Genomic DNA, 17,170 nt, shown 5'->3' on the forward strand with positions numbered 1-17,170 from the left:
GGGTGCTGTGTTCTTCACGGTGCACGAGTGAGGTGCACGAGCGTGGCGCGGGAGGCTGGTGGGCGCATGACGGCGGCAGACCAGGCGGACGAGGCGGGCCGGACGAACCGGGATCCGGTGGTCAGGACGCCGTACGGGGCCGTGCGCGGCCGGTACGAACGGGGTGTCGCGGTGTTCCGTGGCATCCCGTACGCGGCCCCGCCGGTCGGACCGCGCCGGTTCAGGCCCCCCGAGCCGCCCGAAGCCTGGGAGGGCGTGCGCGATGCGGGCGCCTTCGGGCCGACGGCGCCGAAGCCGCCGTACTCGGAGGCCTTCGCGCGGTACCTGTCCGACCCGGTCGTGCCCGGCGACGACTGTCTCAACCTGAACGTCTGGACGCCGGAGCCGGGCCCCGGTGCCCGGCTCCCGGTCGTCGTGTGGCTGCACGGCGGCGCCCTCACCCGGGGTTCGTCGGCCGTCCCCGTGTACGACGGGCACACCTTCGCCCGCGACGGAGTCGTCTTCGTCTCCGTGAACTACCGGCTCGGCGTCGAGGGCTACGGCCTCTTCCCGGACGCCCCCGCCAACGCCGGCCTGCGCGACCAGCTCGCCGCACTGCGGTGGGTGCGCGAGTCGGCCGCGGCCTTCGGCGGCGATCCCGGCCGGGTGACCCTGGCCGGCCAGTCCGCCGGGGCGATCAGCGCCGGCGCCCTGCTGGCCGCACCGCAGGCCCAGGGCCTGTTCCGGCGCGCGATCCTGCAGAGCGGGCCGCCCGAGGCGAGCGACCGGGACAAGGTGCGGCGGATGGTGCGCCGGATGGCGACCCGGCTGAAGATCCCCGCCACCGCCGCGGCCTTCGCCGAGGTCGACCGCGACCTGCTGCTGCGCACCCAGGCGGAGGTGGGCAGACTCAGCAGCCCCGTGCTCGGCGGCCCCGCCTTCGGGATCGTCGTCGACGGCGACCTCGTGCCGCGCGACCCGCTGGAGGCGCTCATCGACGGTGACGTGGCGGCGGGCGTCGACCTGATGACGGGCTGGACCCGCGACGAGTACCGGCTGTGGCTGGTGCCCGGCGGGCTCCTGGAACGCGTCGACCGGCTCGGCGCGGTCGCGCTGGCCGGCGCCATGGCCCGCTGCCACTGCGGCCACGACGTGCCCCGCGGCTACCGCGCCCTGCACCCGCAGGCGGGCACCGCCGAGATCGTCGGGCAGATGGTCACCGACCACCTGCTCCGCCGCCCGCTGCACCGCCTCGCCGACGCCCGCCCCGGATCGTCGTACGTCTACGAGTTCGCCTGGCCCTCCAACCTCCCGGGTCTCGGCGCCTGCCACGCCCTCGAACTCGGCTTCGTCTTCGACACCGGCGAGCTCCCCGACTCCGCCAAGCTCGCCGGCTGGGGCACCCCGCGGGAACTGGCCGACGCGATGCACGGGGCGTGGGTGCGGTTCGCCGCCGAGGGCGACCCCGGCTGGCAGAGCTGGGACGCCTCCCACCCGGTGCGGATCTTCGGCGACGGGGAGCCGCGCACGGCGTACGGCCCGCGGGACGGGGAGTTCGCGGTGTGGACGGCGGACGCGCAGGCGCGGGCGGCCGCCGATGGCCGGCCGGAGGAGCCGGGGGAGGGGCCGCTGCCCGGCGAGGCCGGTCTGCCCGCGCGGATCGCGGCCGCGCGCGGTACGACGGCGGCGCGCGGCGCGGAACTGCGGTCGGTGGTACGGCGGCTGCGGCTGCCCGGGTCGGTGCGCCGCCCCTGACCGGCGGCCAGGGGCGGAAACGGCTCAGGAACCGGTTGCCGTCGCGGCCCTCACCGAGTCGCGCATCACCACGTGCGTGCCGAGGAGCAGATGCTCGTCCGGGGCCCCGGGGGTGCGGCCCAGGACCGTGCGGACGGCGAGGCGGCCCAGCTCCTCGTAGGGGACGTGGACCGTCGTGAGCGCGGGGTGCAGGTCGCGGGCGAACGGGATGTCGTCGTAGCCGGCCAGCGAGACGTCGCCCGGCACGTCCAGGCCCGCCTCGCGCAGCGCGGTCAGCGCGCCGGCGGCGACCATGTCGGTGGCGGCGACCACGGCCGTGAACTCCAGCCCGTCCTTCAGGGCCTCGCGCATCAGCCGGTGGCCCGCGTCGCGGGTGAAGTCGCCGTGCAGCAGCAGCGCGGGGTCGGCTTCCACACCGCGGGCGCGGTGGGCGGCCAGATAGCCGCGCTCGCGGCCCTGCGCGGTGGTGTGGTCCGGTTTGCCGCCGAGGAACAGCACGCGCCGGTGCCCCTGGGCGAGGACGTGGGCGACCAGGGCGTAGGCGCCGCCCTCGTTGTCGTACTCGATGACCGTCACCGGTGCCCCGGGACCGAGCGGCGGGCGGCCGCACAGCACCAGGCGGGAGCCGGCCGACGCCAGCGAGTCGGCCATCCGGCGGGTGCGCTCGCGGTACTCGGCGGTGTCGGCGGCGCCGCCCACCAGGATCACGGCGGCGGCCCGCTGGGCCCGCATCATCTCGACGAACTCCAGCTCGTGCCGGACGTCCCCCTCCGTGCTGCACACCAGGCAGAGGTGCCCGAGCCGGGTCGCCTCACGCTCCACGCCGTGCGCCATCAGCGCGAACGACGGTCCGGTGATGTCCTCCAGGACGAACGCCAGCGTGGGCGTGCCGACGCCCGCCACCGCCTTGGCGCGCGCGTCGGCGACGTAGTCCAGCTCACGGACCGCCCGCATCACCCGGGTGCGGGTCGCCGAGCTCACCGGGTACACGCCGCCGAGCACCCGCGACACGGTCGACGCGGACACCCCCGCACGAGTCGCCACGTCCCGGATCGTGCTCCGCCCCACGTCGGCGTTCTTTATCGTCATCGCTGCCTCGTCCCTCTCCCCGGCCGCGTCGCCCACCCCTCGGGAGCAGTGGCAACACGGAGGGAAACCGGTTCCCGATGCGGAGGCTAGCAGCGGTGGGGGACAGGGACGAGGGGAAACGAGGGACCGGGCTCACCCCCCGTCAGCGACCACACCTCGGCAGCGACTCATGCCTGCGCAAGCGTCCCCGCGATGGAGGCGATCGCCCGCGGCCCCACCCGGCAGCACCCGCCGATCAGCCCGGCCCCGGACTCCCGCCAGCCCCGCACCTCCTCGGGCGCGAACGAGGAACGGCCCTTCCACGCCCGGGCCCCGGCGTCCCAGGCTTCGCCGCTGTTGGGGTAGACGACGACCGGCTTGCCGGTGACGCGGGCGGCGGTCTCGACGGCGTTGCCGACATCTTCGGGGACGCAGCAGTTCACGCCGACGGCGATGACCTCGTCCGCGTCGGCGGCCACGGCGAACGCCTCGTCGAGGGGCTGGCCGGCGCGCGTGCGGTCGCCCGCGACGCTGTACGACAGCCAGGCCGGCACCCCGAGTCCCCGTACCGCCCGCAGCAGCGCCTCGGCCTCCTCGGCGTCGGGCACCGTCTCCAGGGCGAGGACGTCCGGACCGGCGGCGGCCAGCACCTCCAGGCGGGGCCGGTGGAAGGCCTCGAGCTCGGCCACGCTGAGCCCGTACCGGCCGCGGTACTCGGAGCCGTCCGCGAGCATCGCGCCGTACGGCCCGACCGAGGCCGCCACCCACAGCGGCCGGGTGACACCCTTCGCCCGCGCCTGCGCCGCCGCGTCGCGGCCCAGCCCGACGCTCAGGCCGAGGAGTTCGGCCGCCCGCTCCCGCTCGATCCCGCGTTTCGCGAAGCCTTCGAAGGTCGCCTGGTAGCTGGAGGTGATCGCCACGTCCGCGCCCGCCAGGTAGTAGGCGAGATGCGCCTCGGCGATCGCCTCGGGCCGCTCGGCGAGCAGCCGGGCCGACCACAGTTCGTCGCTCAGGTCGTGCCCGGCGGACTCGAGCTGGTTGGACAGGCCGCCGTCGAGGACGACCGTCCCGGCGGCGAGGGCTGCGGAGAGAGAAGAAGGCGTGTCGCTGGTCATGTCACGACGCTAGTCGACGGGGCCGCGGGACAGCCGCGTGTGTCCAGTACATGAACAGATTGCCCAGCATGTGGAATGCCGGGTTACGATCACGCCCTCCCCGCCCCCTTTCCCCAGGGATCCGCCATGACCGCCCCCAGCCCCACCGAGACCACCGAGCCGGAACCGGCCGAACAGGCTGCCGCCACCTCGCGCCGCCGCACCTTCGGCCCGGCCGCCGCCACCGCCCTCGTCATGGGCAACATCATCGGCGGCGGCATCTTCGCGCTGCCCGCCACCGTGGCGCCGTACGGCGGTGTCAGCCTGGTCGCCTTCGTCGTCCTGTCGGCCGGCGCGGTGCTGCTCGCGCTGCTCTTCGGCAAGCTGGCCCGGCGCAGCCCGGTCACCGGCGGTCTGTACGTGTACCCGCGGGATGCCTTCGGGCCCTTCGCGGGCTTCCTGTCGGCATGGTCGTACTGGACGATGTGCTGGGTCAGCATCGCCGCGCTCGCGGTCGCGGTCGTCGGCTACGTCGACGTCCTGATACCCCTCCACGGCAACCACACCCTGGAAGCGCTGGTCGCGCTCGCGGCGCTGTGGCTGCCGGCCGCCGCGAACTTCGCCGGCACCCGCTGGGTCGGCGCGGTCCAGGTCGTCTCCACCGTCCTCAAGTTCGTGCCGCTGCTGCTCGTAGCCACCGTCGGTCTCTTCTTCGTCGACACCGACAACTACGGCCCGTTCAACGCCTCCGGCCAAAGCGTCTCCGGCGCGCTGGCCGCCTCCGCCGCGCTGCTCCTCTACAGCTTCCTCGGCGTCGAGTCGGCCGCCGTCAGCGCGGGCGAGGTCCGCGACCCCGAACGCAACGTCGGCCGCGCGAGCGTCCTCGGCACCCTGGCCTCCGCCCTCGTCTACATCCTCGGCATCGTCGCCGTCTTCGGCCTCGTCCCGCACGACAAGCTGGTCGACTCCGGCGCCCCCTTCGCCGACGCCGTGAACTCGATGGCCGGCGGCACCTGGGGCGGCACCGCGATCGCCCTGGTCGCCGTCGCCTCGATCACCGGCTGCCTCAACGGCTGGATCCTGATGGCCGCGCAGATGCCGTACGCCGCCGCCCGCGACGGCCTCTTCCCGGCGCGGTTCGCCAAGGTCGGCAAGGGCGGGGTGCCCGGCTTCGGCGTCTGGGCCTGCGTGGTCCTCGGCACCCTCCTCATCGGCCTCAACTACACGGCGGGCCCGGACACCACCTTCCGCGTCCTCGTCCTGATCACCACCTTCACCGGCTGCGTGCCCTACCTGCTGTCCGCCGCCGCCCAGCTGTACTGGCTGGCCAAGGGCACCCGCGAACGGGTCCGCCCGGCCGGCCTGGTCCGCGACCTGATCGTCGCCGCGCTCTCCTTCGCCTTCGCGTTCTGGCTCATCGCGGGCGCCGGCTACGCGGCCGTCTACCAGGGCGTGCTGTTCCTCTTCGCGGGCATCCCCGTGTACGTGTGGCTGCGTGGACGCCGGGAGACGACCGAGGTGGCCGCCTAACCTTGGGACATGCCTGAGCCCGATGCCGTGGACGCCGAAGTCACCGCTGCCGAAGGGGTGTACGAGGAGGCTCAGCAGGTGCTCGGCCCCTTCACCGGGCCCGCCCTCCTGTCGTCCCTCACCCACAACGCGAAGAACGGCGTCACCGCCGGCGTCTGGAACGTCGGTGCCGGCGACCGCACCGCGATCCTGAAGGTCCTCACCCGCTCCAAGGAGGCCACCGGACGCTGGGCGGCCTCGGACGACCCCCGGCACTGGAACTACTGGCGGCGCGAGGCCGACGTCTACACGTCCGGCCTCGCGCAGGTCTGGCAGCCCTACGGTGTCCGCGCACCCCGGCTGCTGGCCTGCGTCGAACGGCCCGACGGCGACGTGGCACTGTGGCTGGAGCGGGTAGGAGGCCGGCCGGCCACGCGCTGGAAGCCCGCCCGGCACCTCGCACACGCCCGCCGACTGGGCGCCGCCCAGGGAGCCGTCGGCGAGGCCGACGACCAGCCGTGGCTCTCGCGCCGCTTCCTGCGCCAGTACGTCGGCAGCAACACCCTCGGCCGGGAACTCCTCGACGACGACGAGGCCTGGCAACAGCCCCTGGTCCGCGACCACTTCCCCGGGGGCCTGCGCCGCGACATGGTCCGGCTGCACCACGACCGCGACTGGTTCCTCGACGTCATGGAGGCCCTGCCGCGCACCTTCAGCCACCTCGACCTGTGGCCCGCCAACACCTGCGCCGACGGCCCCCGCAGCGTCGTGTTCGACTGGGCGTTCGCCGGCGACGGAGCCCTCGGGGAGGACCTCGGCAACTACCTCCCCGACACCGTCTTCGACCTGTTCGTCCCGGCCGCTCGCCTCCCCGAGTACGCGGCGCGGGCCTACGAGGCGTATCTGCGGGGTCTGCGCGACAGCGGCTGGAAGGGCGACGAGAACCTCGTACGGCTCGCGGTCTGCGCCTCAGCCGTCAAGTACGACTGGCTCACCGCGCTCATGCTGGCCCGCGCGGGCGAGGAGCAGCTGGACTACGGCGGCGACCGGCCCGTGGACGCCGGACACCGTTACCGGGAGCGGGGCCTGACCCTCGCGTTCCTGGCGGAGTGGGCGACGGAGGCCCGAACACTGGCGCCCAGACTGGGCTTCCCACAGGCCCCGAGCGGCCGCTGACACCTCGGCCGCGCCCCGGCTGCGGGCAGTCGTGCCGCCGGGGCGGCACGGGGTGGGCGCAGCGGCACCCCGCAGGCGCGGGCAAGCGACACCACCCGACCTCAGCCCCGACGCCGGGCACCGCTAACCCTGCGCCGCGTGCCGCCCGCGCCCGCCCTTCTGCCGTCCACGGCGCGCACGCCGGGCCGCCGGCACCACAAGCCCCAGAAGCAGTCCCACCGCGAGCACGTACGGCCACCAGCCGAGCCCGCCGCTCGCGGCGTTGACCGCACGCGTGTCGGCCGCGACGGCTCCGGCCGACTCCGTCCCGCGAGCGGGGGACGCCGACGGGCTCACCACATCCGCACCGAGCACGACGTCGTTTCCGTCGCCCCCCTTGTAGCTGATGCGATACGTCGTGTCGGCGAGCTTCACCTTCGTGCCCTCCTCGAGGCCGGTGAACGCACCGCCGGTCCTCGCGCGCCCCGCGTGATCCAGCACGGTGATCTCGCGCGCGGTGGCGGACCCGGCGGCCGACAGATCCAGTTCCCCGGCCAGCCGCACCGCCCCCGTCACCTTCAACGGCTTGTCCCGCAGGACGAGTTCGCCCTGCGTGCGCTGCGTGTAGTCGCCGGAGACGGTGAGGCCGCCCGCGACGACGCCCTCGTTCGTCACGGCTCCCTTCACCGTGCCGGTGCCGGTCAGCGTGGTCGCCACCCGCAGCCCGGACGGGCCGGCGTCCAGCCGCGACCTGGCCGAGGAGAGCCGGATCACCTTGCTGCGGACCAGAGTCGCCCCCGACCGCAGGGCCAGCGTGCCCTTCTTCACCGTCGTGGCCCCGGTGTACGTCACGGCGCCGCCCGTCAGGGTCGTCGTGGCCGCCCCCGCCTGCGTGAGCGCACCGCTCCCGCTCAGGTACGCCAGGGAGACCGGGGTCTTCGCGTTGTTCACGACGAGCGTCCCGTCGTTCACGACCCGTCGGCGCTCGGTGCCGGTCAGCAGGGAACCGTCCCCTTGTGCCGAGCCCAGCCGCAGCACCGCGCCCTTGCGTACGGTCGTCGAACCGTCGTAGTACTGCTTCGCCGCGAAGGTGACGTCGTTCCCGCGCGTCCCCGCGATGACGACGTCCCCGGCTCCGGGGGCGGACAGCGTGTCGTGGAACACGCCGCCACCGATCGGCGCTCCCAGCGTCACCGGGCCGTTGTAGTCGAAGGTGAGCAGCGAACGGGAGCGGGCGGCGAGGAGGTTGATGTAGACGGTCTCGGCGGTGCCCGGCATGAAGATCCTGTTCGTGGTGCCGTCGCCCCACTGGACGTTCGCGCCCTTGATGTTGGTGCCGCGCTTGTTGACGTTCTTCCGGGCGGGCGTCCAGTTCAGGGCGGGGTCGCTGAGTGAGGGGTCGGTGTCGCCGCCCTGGTCGGACCAGCTGTACTGGCCGGTGAGGACGACCTTGCTGCCGGGCCGCGACTGGACGTTGATGTCGCTGCCGTACTCGCGCTGGTAGAAGTCCATGCCCTCGGTGACGGTCTGGCCCAGCGGGGTGTCCACGGTCCAGGTGCCCTGGTTGAGGACCTTGCGCACGTTCGGCAGCGAGGTCGCGAACTCGGGCCGTCCGGCGTTCACCTGGGTGCCGTTGTCGATCACTCCGGAGAACGAGTGGGTGCCCGACAGGTCCCACGTGCCCCAGAGGAACCGTGGCTGGGTGATCAGTCCGGAGCCGCTGATGGTGCCCAGGTTGTAGGCGCTTTTCAGGGAGAGCCGCAGGGTGCCGTCGACCCGGATGTTGTCCTGGTTGAGCCGGAACGCCGGGGTGTTGTACGGGAAGTGGCCGATCAGCCCGGTCGTGCCGCCGGTGCCGTACTGCAGGGTGGCGCCCCGCTGGACCGTGATCGCGGGCGGATCGGGGTTGGCGGTGGTGACGTAGGGGTGGTTGCCGCCGGGCGTCGCCACCTTCTGCCGCTGCCGGGACTTGGGCAGGGTGAAGTCGCTGTCCTTGGTCAGGACCAGTGTCCCGCTGCCGCGCACGGTGAGCGTGCCTTCGCCGCGGAAGACTCCGTCGTACGTCGTCGTCCCCGACGGCACGGTGACGACCGTGTCGCCGGTGAGGGTCACGTCACGGTCCGCGAGCACGTCGGCGGTGACGTCCCGGGTCCCGGCGGCCGTCGCCGGGGGAGCGGTGGCGAGGAGGGCGGCCACGGCCGCGAGGGCGCCGGCGGCCGCTGCTGTCTTGTGGGTATGGCTGCGCACGGATCGGAGACGGATCGGCACGTCGGCCGATAACAGAAATTCGCCTTGTAGAAAGCGCATTCTCCAGTCTCGTCGAACCCGTTGACCTCCCGGTGGCACACCCGTACCTTTTCGGCGTTCGTCATGACAGATGTCGTTCGGAGTTCCGAACATCTCGTACCCCCCGCGAGAGGCAGTGTGTATGAGCCGCGACACCGACCTGCCCGAATACCCCCACCGCAGACTGCTGCTCAAGGGTGCCCTGGCCGCGGGCGCCCTGGCGGCGGCCGCCCCCGGCATCGCCCAGGCCGCCCCGACCCGGAAAGCAGTCCCGTATGTGAACCCGCTCGTCCGCAACCGCGCCGACCCGCACATCCACCGCCACTCCGACGGCCACTACTACTTCACGGCGACCGCGCCCGAGTACGACCGCATCATCCTGCGCCGCTCCCGCACGCTGAACGGGCTCGCGACCGCCGCCGAGTCCGTGATCTGGACCAAGCACGCGACCGGCGACATGGGCGCGCACATCTGGGCGCCGGAGATCCACCGCATCGGCGGCAAGTGGTACATCTACTTCGCCGCCGCGCCCGCCGAGAAGATCTGGGACATCCGCATCTGGGTGCTGGAGAACGCCCACCGCGACCCCTTCAAGGGGACGTGGACCGAGCGTGGTCAGCTCAAGACCGCCTGGGAGACCTTCTCCCTCGACGCCACCACCTTCACCCACCGGGGCAGCCGCTACCTCGCCTGGGCGCAGCACGAGCCCGGCATGGACAACAACACCGCTTTGTGGCTGTCGAGGATGGCGAACCCGTGGACCCTGACGGGCCCTCAGGTCCGTCTCTCCACCCCCGAGTACGACTGGGAGCGCGTCGGCTTCAAGGTCAACGAGGGTCCGTCGGTCATCGCCCGCAACGGCCGCCTGTTCATGACGTACTCCGCCTCCGCCACCGACTTCAACTACTGCATGGGCCTGCTGACCGCCGACGCGGGCAGCGACCTGATGAACCCCGCGAGCTGGTCCAAGTCACCGACCCCGGTCTTCACGAGCAGCGACACGACCAAGCAGTACGGCCCCGGCCACAACTGCTTCACCGTCGCCGAGGACGGCCGCAGTGACGTCCTCGTCTACCACGCCCGCCAGTACAAGGAGATCGTCGGCGATCCGCTGAACGACCCCAACCGCCACACCCGCGTCCAGAAGCTCCGCTGGAACGCGGACGGCACCCCCGACTTCGGCGTCCCCGTGGCCGACACGACCGCCGCGACCGCCAAGGAGAGTGCGTGACCATGAGACGCGCGTACGCCGCTCTGCTCGCCCTGTGTCTGGCGCTGCTCGGCGCCCTGGCCACCGCCGGCCCCGCCCAGGCCGCACCCCAGACCATCACCAACGGCACCCAGTTCACGGACACGTCGGGCAACCCCGTGCACGCCCACGGCGGCGGAGTCCTCAAGGTCGGCTCCTACTACTACTGGTTCGGTGAGAACCGCAACGCCGACAACACCTTCCGGTACGTGGACGCCTACCGCTCCACCGATCTGAAGAACTGGGAGTTCCGCAACCACGTCCTGACCGAGGCGACCGACCCCGAGCTGGCCACCGCCAACATCGAGCGGCCCAAGGTCATGTACAACGCGTCCACCGGCAAGTTCGTGATGTGGATGCACAAGGAGAACGGCACCGACTACAGCGAGGCCCGCGCCGCCGTCGCCGTCTCCGACACCGTCGACGGCAACTACAGCTGGCGGGGCAGCTTCCGCCCGCTCGGCCAGCACATGTCCCGCGACATCACGGTCTTCGTGGACACCGACGGCGCCGGCTACATGATCTCCGCCGCCCGCGAGAACTACGACCTGCAGATCTACCGGCTCACCGCCGACTACACCGGCATCGCGAGCCTGGTCGCCGACCCCTGGCACGGCGGCCACCGCGAGGCGCCGGCCCTGTTCAAGCGGGGCAACGTCTACTTCATGCTGACCTCGGGCGCGACCGGCTGGAGCCCCAACCAGCAGCAGTACGCGACCGCCACCAGCCTCGCCGGCCCCTGGTCGGCGATGACCAACGTCGGCGACTCCACGACGTACGGCTCGCAGACCGCGTTCGTCCTGCCCGTGCAGGGCAGCTCGGGCACCTCGTATCTCTACCTGGGCGACCGCTGGGGCAACTCCTTCGGCGGGACCGTCAACGACTCGCGGTACGTGTGGCTGCCGCTCAGCTTCCCGAGCTCGACCTCGATGTCCATGTCCTGGTCCCCGGAGGTCACCGTCGACACGGCCGCCGGCACGGTCAGCGGCACGAGTGCCACGTACAACACGCTGATCGCCCGGAACTCGGCCAAGTGCGCCGACGTGACGAGCCAGTCGCTGTGGCGGGGCGCCCAGATCAAGCAGTACGACTGCAACGGCGGCAACAACCAGAAGTACTGGTTCAAGCCCCTCTCCGGCGGCTACTACCAGCTGATGGTCAGGAGCAGTTCCCTGTGCGTGCAGGAGAACGCGAACACGGTCACGCAGGAGAACTGCAACACCTCAGCGACCGGTCAGCAGTGGTCGCTGACCACCAGCGGCTCGTACGTCACCGTCAAGGCCCGCACGAGCGGCGAGTGCCTGGACGTGAACGGCGCGTCCACCGCCAACGGCGCCGCGGTGATCACATACACCTGCAACGGGGCGACCAACCAGCAGTGGACACGCGGAACATGATGATCAGTCAGGTCAGGCCAGCAGGTCGATCGCGTCGATCGCCGTGCCCGCGCTGAGGTAGGAGGTCGTCCCCGAACCGCTCACCACGTTGATCTTCAGCACGTTGTACTGGCTGGTGTCCGTGAGCCAGGCACTCGCCGGAACGCTGTAGGTGAACGTGTGGTTGTTCCCCCGGTAGGACCCGTTGGTCAGCGACCGGGTGTTCGGCTGGGTGGGCGGGGAGGGGATGGCCGACGTCCAGGCGTTGACGGCGACCTGCGGCCGGCCGTTGGCGTAGGCCGTCGTCACGCCGATCCGCAGGGTGTGCGCGGCGGCGGCCTGGGCCGCGGTCAGCTTGAAGTACACCAGCAGGCCGCTGTTGACGTCCTTCCAGAGGTAGCAGGGGAAGGCGGAGGTCTCGCTGCCGCTGCCGATCACCACGTTGCCGGTCCAGGAGGCGGCCCGGACGTCGGACGGGTGCGCGTACGTCATCAGGTCGGCGTTCTTGAAGCCGCTCGGTGTGCCGTTCCAGTCGTTGATCCGCCAGATCGCGTTCGCGTTGCCCGGGTCGTTCGTGGAGGGGATCGCGATCGAGTTGAGCGTCGTCGTGCCGCCCGCGGACACGGTCACCTGTGTACTGTATACAGCCAGCTCGCCCTTGTGGACGGTCAGCGTGTACGTCCCCGGCAGCACCCCGCCGATCGAGAAGTAGCCGTCCGACGCCCGCGCCGAACCCCAGTACTGTGCCGCCGAGTTGGCGATCCCGACCGTGTACGGGTGCGCGGTGTTCCGCCCCGTGATGCCGACCCCCGCGACCCGGCCCCGGCCGCTCGCGCCGACGTATCCCGAGATGCCGAGCGAGTCGGCCCAGGAGGTGGTGAGAGTCCCCGGGAACAGCGACGAGGAGGGCGCTTGGCCGTCCGTGAAGGAGATGACGTACGGGCCCTGGAGACCGAAGCGCTGGTCCTCGGTCTGGTTCTGGCCGTAGTACAGGATCTCGTACAGACCGCCGCCGTCCGCGCTCTGGTGACGCAGCAGCGAGCGGTAGAAGGGACCGCCGGAGGCCTTCTCGTGGTTGCTGCGCACGATCCACAGGCCGACGCTGCCGGTCGTCCAGCCGACGTAGTCGTAGTCCATGACCCGCAGCTTCGAATAGTGCTTCGAGCGGGTCTGGCCGTCGGACTTCGCGAACACGTCCGAGGCCTCGATGGTGCTGTTCGTGTACGTGTAGGAGTCGGGCTCGTCGTTGAGGAAGAGGCCCTTCTTCACGCGCAGGATGTAGCGGGTCGCGGAGACGGACGTGTCGGCCTTGTTGGTCCACAGGTAGACGTTGTTCTCGCCGCTGCGGGCCGCGTAGTAGTGCTTCAGCGTGCCGTACGTGACGGAGATCAGGATCGTCGTACCGGACTGCCTGATGCTCACGGTGGAGGTGCCGAGGCCGGACTCGATGTGCGAGTTCATGCCGCCGTAGCCCTGGTACTCCACGCCGCGGTAGACGAGCGAGGTCAGGTCGCCGTTGGTCTTGCTGACCTTGAAGACGAGGCTGGCGCCGGTGTCGACGACGTAGTTCGACCCGTCGTCGGTGTAGCCGAAGGCTGCGGCGGACGCGGTCGGGGCGAGCGGCCCGGCGAGGGCGGCCGTACCGGCGGCGGCCGCGGCGGAGAGGACGAAGGTACGGCGTCGGACCGGTCTGTTGTTCGCGGTTCCGGACATGGGGTGCCTCCTTCGGGAGGTGTGGGGGTCGGGTGCCGGGCCTGCCCGGCGATCCTGGTTGGCAGAGTGACAGTTGAATCGATTTCACGAAAGGGCTTTCGCCACTGCCGAGTTGGCGATTATGTGAAAACGATCCAGGGACTAGAAAGCGCTTGCCGAGAGCGGTACGGTCCAGCCGCCAGGCCTTGTCGCCCTGCCGCAGGACCCTCGGAGGAGCCGTATGAGACGTTTCAACCTCGCCGTGCTGGCGGCGCTGACCCTGAGCGCCGGAGTGATCGCCGTACCCGCCCAGGCGCACGGCGGCCAGCGCCCCCTGGGCATGGAGAACTGCACCGCCACCGCCTGCCACTTCGACGTCCCGCCCGGCACCTACGACGTGAAGGTCGTCCTCGGCGGCGACGCCGGGTCGAGCACGAGCGTCGCCGGCGAGACCCGGCGCTCCCTGCTCCCCGAGACCGCCGTCGCGGCCGGCGAGCGCGTCGCCCGCAGCTTCACGGTGAACGTCCGTACCCCCGAGGGCGAGCCGACCGGCCCCGCGGGCACCCCCGGCCTGGACCTCGTCCTCGACGGCTCGGCGCCCGCGCTCGCCGACATCAAGGTCACCTCCACCCGGCACGCCCGCCAGATCTTCCTCGTCGGCGACTCCACGGTCTGCGACCAGCCCGGCGACCCGTACTCCGGCTGGGGCCAGCAACTGCCCCAGTACCTCCGCAAGGGCGTGTCCGTCGCCAACTACGCCGATTCCGGCGAGAGTACGGTGACGTATCTGGGGAACCCCCAGTTGTGGGCCACCGTCCAACCGCGGATCCGCCGCGGTGACCTGGTCCTGATCCAGCTCGCCCACAACGACAAGACGACGGACGAGGCGACCTACCGGGCGAACCTGGAGGCCCTGGTGGCGGGCGTGCGGGAGAAGGGCGGCAAGCCGGTCCTCGTCACCCCGATCGTGCGCCGCTGGTTCAACGCCGACGGCACCCTGAACAACGGCACCGCGCTCCTGGTCAACGGCCTCGGCGTGAACCATCCCGAGGTCGTCCGCTCGGTCGCCGCCGCCGAGGACGTCCCGCTGATCGACCTGACGGCGAAGACGAAGGCGGTCGTGGAGTCGCTCGGGGTCGAGGGCTCCAAGGCGCTGTACCTCTACAACGAGAAACGGGACAACACGCACACCTCCGCCCACGGCGCGACCGTGTACGCGGAACTGGTCCGAGACGAACTCGTCGCCCAGCATCTGGTGCCCAAGGGCCTGGTGCGGGTGTCATAGACCCCTGGGGCGCTCCGACCGGAACCGGGGCGCCCCAGGCTTCGGCCGATCCGAGTCGAGCAAGCACACCCCGCACGAAAGAGACCCATGCAGCTGCCTCCCGACGACCGCACCCTCAGCCCGCTCACCGGCTGCACCCGCGCCCACTGGGAGGCGGCGGCCGACGCCCTGCTCGCGGCCGTCGAGCCGTACGCCACCGAGGACCGCGCGCTCTACCACTTCCCCGGCGACCACGAGAGCTGGTCGGGAACCCTCTCCGACGGCCTGGAGGGCTACGCCCGCACCCTGCTGCTGGCAGCCTTCCGCCGCGACGAGACCGCCCTCGAACGCTACGCCGACGGGCTCGCCGCGGGCGTGTCGGGCGTCTGGCCCCGCATCGAGGACCGCGGCCAGCCGCTCGTCGAGGCCGCGTCGATCGCCCTCGCGCTCAGGCTGACCCGGCCGCTGCTGTGGGACCGCCTGGACGAGGGCGTGCGCCAGCGGGCGGCGGCCTGGCTCGGCGACGCGCTCACCGCCGAGGCCTGGCCCTGCAACTGGGAGCTGTTCCCCGTCACGGTCGGCGGCTTCCTCCAGGAGATCGGCCACGAGACCGACGCGTCCCGCAAGGCGATCGACAACGGCCTGGAACGCATCGAGCAGTGGTACGTCCGCGACGGCTGGTACACCGACGGCGACGGCCGCAAGTTCGACTACTACAACGGCTGGGCCATGCACCTCTACCCGGTGCTGCACGCCTGGCTCGCCGACGACGACCGTCTCCTGGACCTCTACGGCGGCCGCCTGGAACGCCACCTCGCCGACTACGCCCGCCTGTTCGGCGGCGACGGCGCCCCGATGCACCAGGGCCGCTCCCTGACGTACCGCTTCGCGACGACCGCCCCGCTGTGGCTCGGCGCGATGACCGGCCGTACGCCGCTGGCACCGGGGGAGACGCGGCGGCTGGCCTCCGGGGCGCTTAAGTACTTCCTCGACCGGGACGCGGTCGACTCGCGCGGCCTGCTCACCCTCGGCTGGCACGGGCCCGACCCGGCCGTCCTGCAGGGCTATTCGGGCCCCGCCTCCCCGTACTGGGCGAGCAAGGGCTTCCTGGGCCTGCTGCTTCCGCCGGACCACGAGGTGTGGACGGCGCCGGAGGAACCGGGCCCGGCCGAGCGGGCGGACGCGATCACGCCGATCGCCGCCCCCAACTGGCTGCTCCAGTCCACGCGTTCGGACGGGCTCGTCCGCCTCCACAACCACGGCAGCGAGGACGTCCGCTACGACCCGTACTACACGCGCCTCGCCTACTCGACGGTGACTACGCCTTCACCGTCGTACGACAACAGCGTGATCGTCGGCGACGACCCGAGCCGTACCGGGATCGAGCCCCTGGGCGCCGGCGACGGCTGGGTGGCCTCGCGGCACACCGCGGGCGGGGGAGCACGGGTGACCAGCGTGGTGCTCGCGCGCGGGGCGAGCGAGGTGCGGGCGCACCTCGTGTCGGGTGCCGCGCCGGGGACCGCGGTGCGGGTCACCGGGTGGGCGGCGGGCGACGGTGTGCGCGCCGAACTGGTGCCCGTGGCCGGCCTGGACGACGAGCTCACGGGTGTCACCGGGGACGGCGCCACCCTGTTCGTCGCGCTGGCCCGGCTCACCGCCGACCCGGACCCCGTACCGCTGGCGCAGACGGTGAGCGTACGGGCGGACGAGGCGGGGGAGTTGACGGTCCGGTGGAGCGAGGGGCCGGAGACGCGGGTGCGGCTGGACGAGTCCGCCGTACGCGTCGAGTCCCGCCCGGCCGGATGACCCGCGAGTGAGCGCAGCGCGCCCGCCACGGCCGTGACCAGCCGTGCCGGCCTCCCGCGCGACGGGTGGCTGATCTTCTGCGGGCGCGCTCCCGGCGCCGGCCGTGCGGCGCTGCCCATGGCGGGCGGGCACCGGAAGGCCGACGCCGCGCCCGCGGGCCGGCCCGCGGGCTTCCTCACGGCGTGACGCGGGCGATCCTCAGGCTCGTCGAGGCCGGCGACGCCCCGGTGAGCGCGGTCGCGTAGCTCGGCGTCACGGGCGCGTACGCCCACATCAGCGTGCCGTCCTTCTGCACCGCGATGTCACCCGTCATCCGCGCCGCGACGACCTTGTCCGCGCTCTGGAACTTCCCGTTCCAGTCGATGAGCCGCAGATGCGTGCCCGTGAAGGTGCCCGTGCAGGTGCCGCTCGCGCACTTGGCGTTCTTCAGGGACTCCCAGGACAGCAGCAGACGGTCCTTGCCGTACGGGGCGAGGCGCACGTTGACGTGTTCGGTGCCCGGCGTGTTGGTCAGGCGGATCGCCTTGCCGGCCGGGTGTTGCGGTTCTTGAGGCGACGCGGCCAACGGCTTCAGCGAGGACCCGGAGCGGGTGGCGGAGCTGGCGCGCGAGCTGTCCGTGGTCGGGGTGGCAGGCGTCAACCTGGAGGACGGCCTGGGCCCGACGGCCCTGCACGCCCGGAAGATCGCCGCGGTGAAGTCAGCTGCCCCCGGCCTGTTCGTGAACGCCCGCACCGACACCCACTGGCTGGGCGACGGCGACTTCGCGGACACCCTGACCCGCCTGGGCGCCTACCAACAGGCGGGCGCCGACGGGGTGTTCGTCCCCGGCCTGACCGACCCGGCCCGGATCGCCGCCCTCGTACGCCACCTCGACGTGCCCCTCAACCTCCTCTACCTCTGATCTTGGCCAGTGCTCCGCCCTTCAGGGCGGGGGTG

At 72.1% G+C, this 17,170-nt stretch carries 13 protein-coding genes and 1 pseudogene; 9 read left to right on the top strand and 5 right to left on the bottom strand.

The window, feature by feature from the left end:
• Positions 1-66 precede the first annotated feature (66 nt).
• On the top strand, positions 67-1,734 hold the full coding sequence (locus ACZ5XS_RS05145) for a carboxylesterase/lipase family protein (RefSeq protein WP_468647890.1): 1,668 nt from the start codon (positions 67-69) through the stop codon (positions 1,732-1,734).
• Positions 1,735-1,758: 24 nt separating this feature from the next.
• On the opposite strand, the gene ACZ5XS_RS05150 is transcribed toward ACZ5XS_RS05145, so the two are convergent.
• Together ACZ5XS_RS05150 and mmuM are read right to left on the bottom strand one after the other, a co-directional pair.
• A complete protein-coding gene (locus ACZ5XS_RS05150; protein WP_468647892.1) occupies positions 1,759-2,823 on the bottom strand; it encodes a LacI family DNA-binding transcriptional regulator in 1,065 nt (354 codons plus the stop codon).
• A 167-nt stretch (positions 2,824-2,990) separates the two neighbouring features.
• Positions 2,991-3,917 carry a homocysteine S-methyltransferase gene (gene mmuM / locus ACZ5XS_RS05155; RefSeq protein ID WP_468647894.1) on the bottom strand — a complete coding sequence of 309 codons (927 nt, stop codon included), beginning with the start codon at positions 3,915-3,917 and terminating at the stop codon, positions 2,991-2,993.
• Between the two features lie 126 nt (positions 3,918-4,043).
• Here mmuM and ACZ5XS_RS05160 point away from each other — a divergent pair, with 126 nt between their 5' ends.
• Both ACZ5XS_RS05160 and ACZ5XS_RS05165 read left to right on the top strand, forming a co-directional pair.
• Positions 4,044-5,426 carry an amino acid permease gene (locus tag ACZ5XS_RS05160; RefSeq protein WP_468647896.1) on the top strand — a complete coding sequence of 461 codons (1,383 nt, stop codon included), beginning with the start codon at positions 4,044-4,046 and terminating at the stop codon, positions 5,424-5,426.
• 9 nt (positions 5,427-5,435) lie between these two features.
• On the top strand, positions 5,436-6,581 hold the full coding sequence (locus tag ACZ5XS_RS05165) for a protein kinase family protein (protein ID WP_468647898.1): 1,146 nt from the start codon (positions 5,436-5,438) through the stop codon (positions 6,579-6,581).
• Between the two features lie 123 nt (positions 6,582-6,704).
• On the opposite strand, the gene ACZ5XS_RS05170 is transcribed toward ACZ5XS_RS05165, so the two are convergent.
• A complete protein-coding gene (locus tag ACZ5XS_RS05170; RefSeq protein WP_468647900.1) occupies positions 6,705-8,807 on the bottom strand; it encodes an autotransporter in 2,103 nt (700 codons plus the stop codon).
• Between the two features lie 181 nt (positions 8,808-8,988).
• Here ACZ5XS_RS05170 and ACZ5XS_RS05175 point away from each other — a divergent pair, with 181 nt between their 5' ends.
• Positions 8,989-10,077: a glycoside hydrolase family 43 protein gene (locus ACZ5XS_RS05175; RefSeq protein WP_468647902.1), complete on the top strand. Its 1,089-nt coding sequence runs from the start codon at positions 8,989-8,991 to the stop codon at positions 10,075-10,077.
• Between the two features lie 2 nt (positions 10,078-10,079).
• Positions 10,080-11,492 carry an RICIN domain-containing protein gene (locus ACZ5XS_RS05180; RefSeq protein ID WP_468647956.1) on the top strand — a complete coding sequence of 471 codons (1,413 nt, stop codon included), beginning with the start codon at positions 10,080-10,082 and terminating at the stop codon, positions 11,490-11,492.
• Between the two features lie 12 nt (positions 11,493-11,504).
• Here ACZ5XS_RS05180 and ACZ5XS_RS05185 read toward each other — a convergent pair whose 3' ends face one another.
• Positions 11,505-13,184: a rhamnogalacturonan lyase B N-terminal domain-containing protein gene (locus ACZ5XS_RS05185; protein WP_468647904.1), complete on the bottom strand. Its 1,680-nt coding sequence runs from the start codon at positions 13,182-13,184 to the stop codon at positions 11,505-11,507.
• A gap of 220 nt (positions 13,185-13,404) precedes the next feature.
• Between ACZ5XS_RS05185 and ACZ5XS_RS05190 the strand changes: the two genes are divergently transcribed.
• The 3 genes from ACZ5XS_RS05190 (at position 13,405) to ACZ5XS_RS05200 (ending at position 16,419) form a co-directional block, all read left to right on the top strand.
• A complete protein-coding gene (locus ACZ5XS_RS05190) occupies positions 13,405-14,448 on the top strand; it encodes a rhamnogalacturonan acetylesterase (protein WP_468647906.1) in 1,044 nt (347 codons plus the stop codon).
• An 87-nt stretch (positions 14,449-14,535) separates the two neighbouring features.
• Positions 14,536-16,233 carry a DUF2264 domain-containing protein gene (locus ACZ5XS_RS05195; RefSeq protein ID WP_468647908.1) on the top strand — a complete coding sequence of 566 codons (1,698 nt, stop codon included), beginning with the start codon at positions 14,536-14,538 and terminating at the stop codon, positions 16,231-16,233.
• A gap of 33 nt (positions 16,234-16,266) precedes the next feature.
• Positions 16,267-16,419, top strand: a complete 153-nt coding sequence (locus ACZ5XS_RS05200; protein WP_468647909.1) for a hypothetical protein — start codon at positions 16,267-16,269, stop codon at positions 16,417-16,419.
• Here ACZ5XS_RS05200 and ACZ5XS_RS05205 read toward each other — a convergent pair.
• A complete protein-coding gene (locus ACZ5XS_RS05205) occupies positions 16,409-16,798 on the bottom strand; it encodes a hypothetical protein (RefSeq protein ID WP_468647911.1) in 390 nt (129 codons plus the stop codon). The two genes, ACZ5XS_RS05200 and ACZ5XS_RS05205, sit on opposite strands and share 11 nt — an antisense overlap.
• On the opposite strand from ACZ5XS_RS05205, the pseudogene ACZ5XS_RS05210 reads away from it, so the two are divergent.
• Positions 16,788-17,129 (top strand): annotated as a pseudogene (locus ACZ5XS_RS05210) (isocitrate lyase/phosphoenolpyruvate mutase family protein); the annotation flags it as partial. The gene ACZ5XS_RS05205 and the pseudogene ACZ5XS_RS05210 overlap by 11 nt on opposite strands.
• Positions 17,130-17,170 lie beyond the last annotated feature (41 nt).

The organism is Streptomyces sp. NPDC033131 (assembly GCF_055578365.1).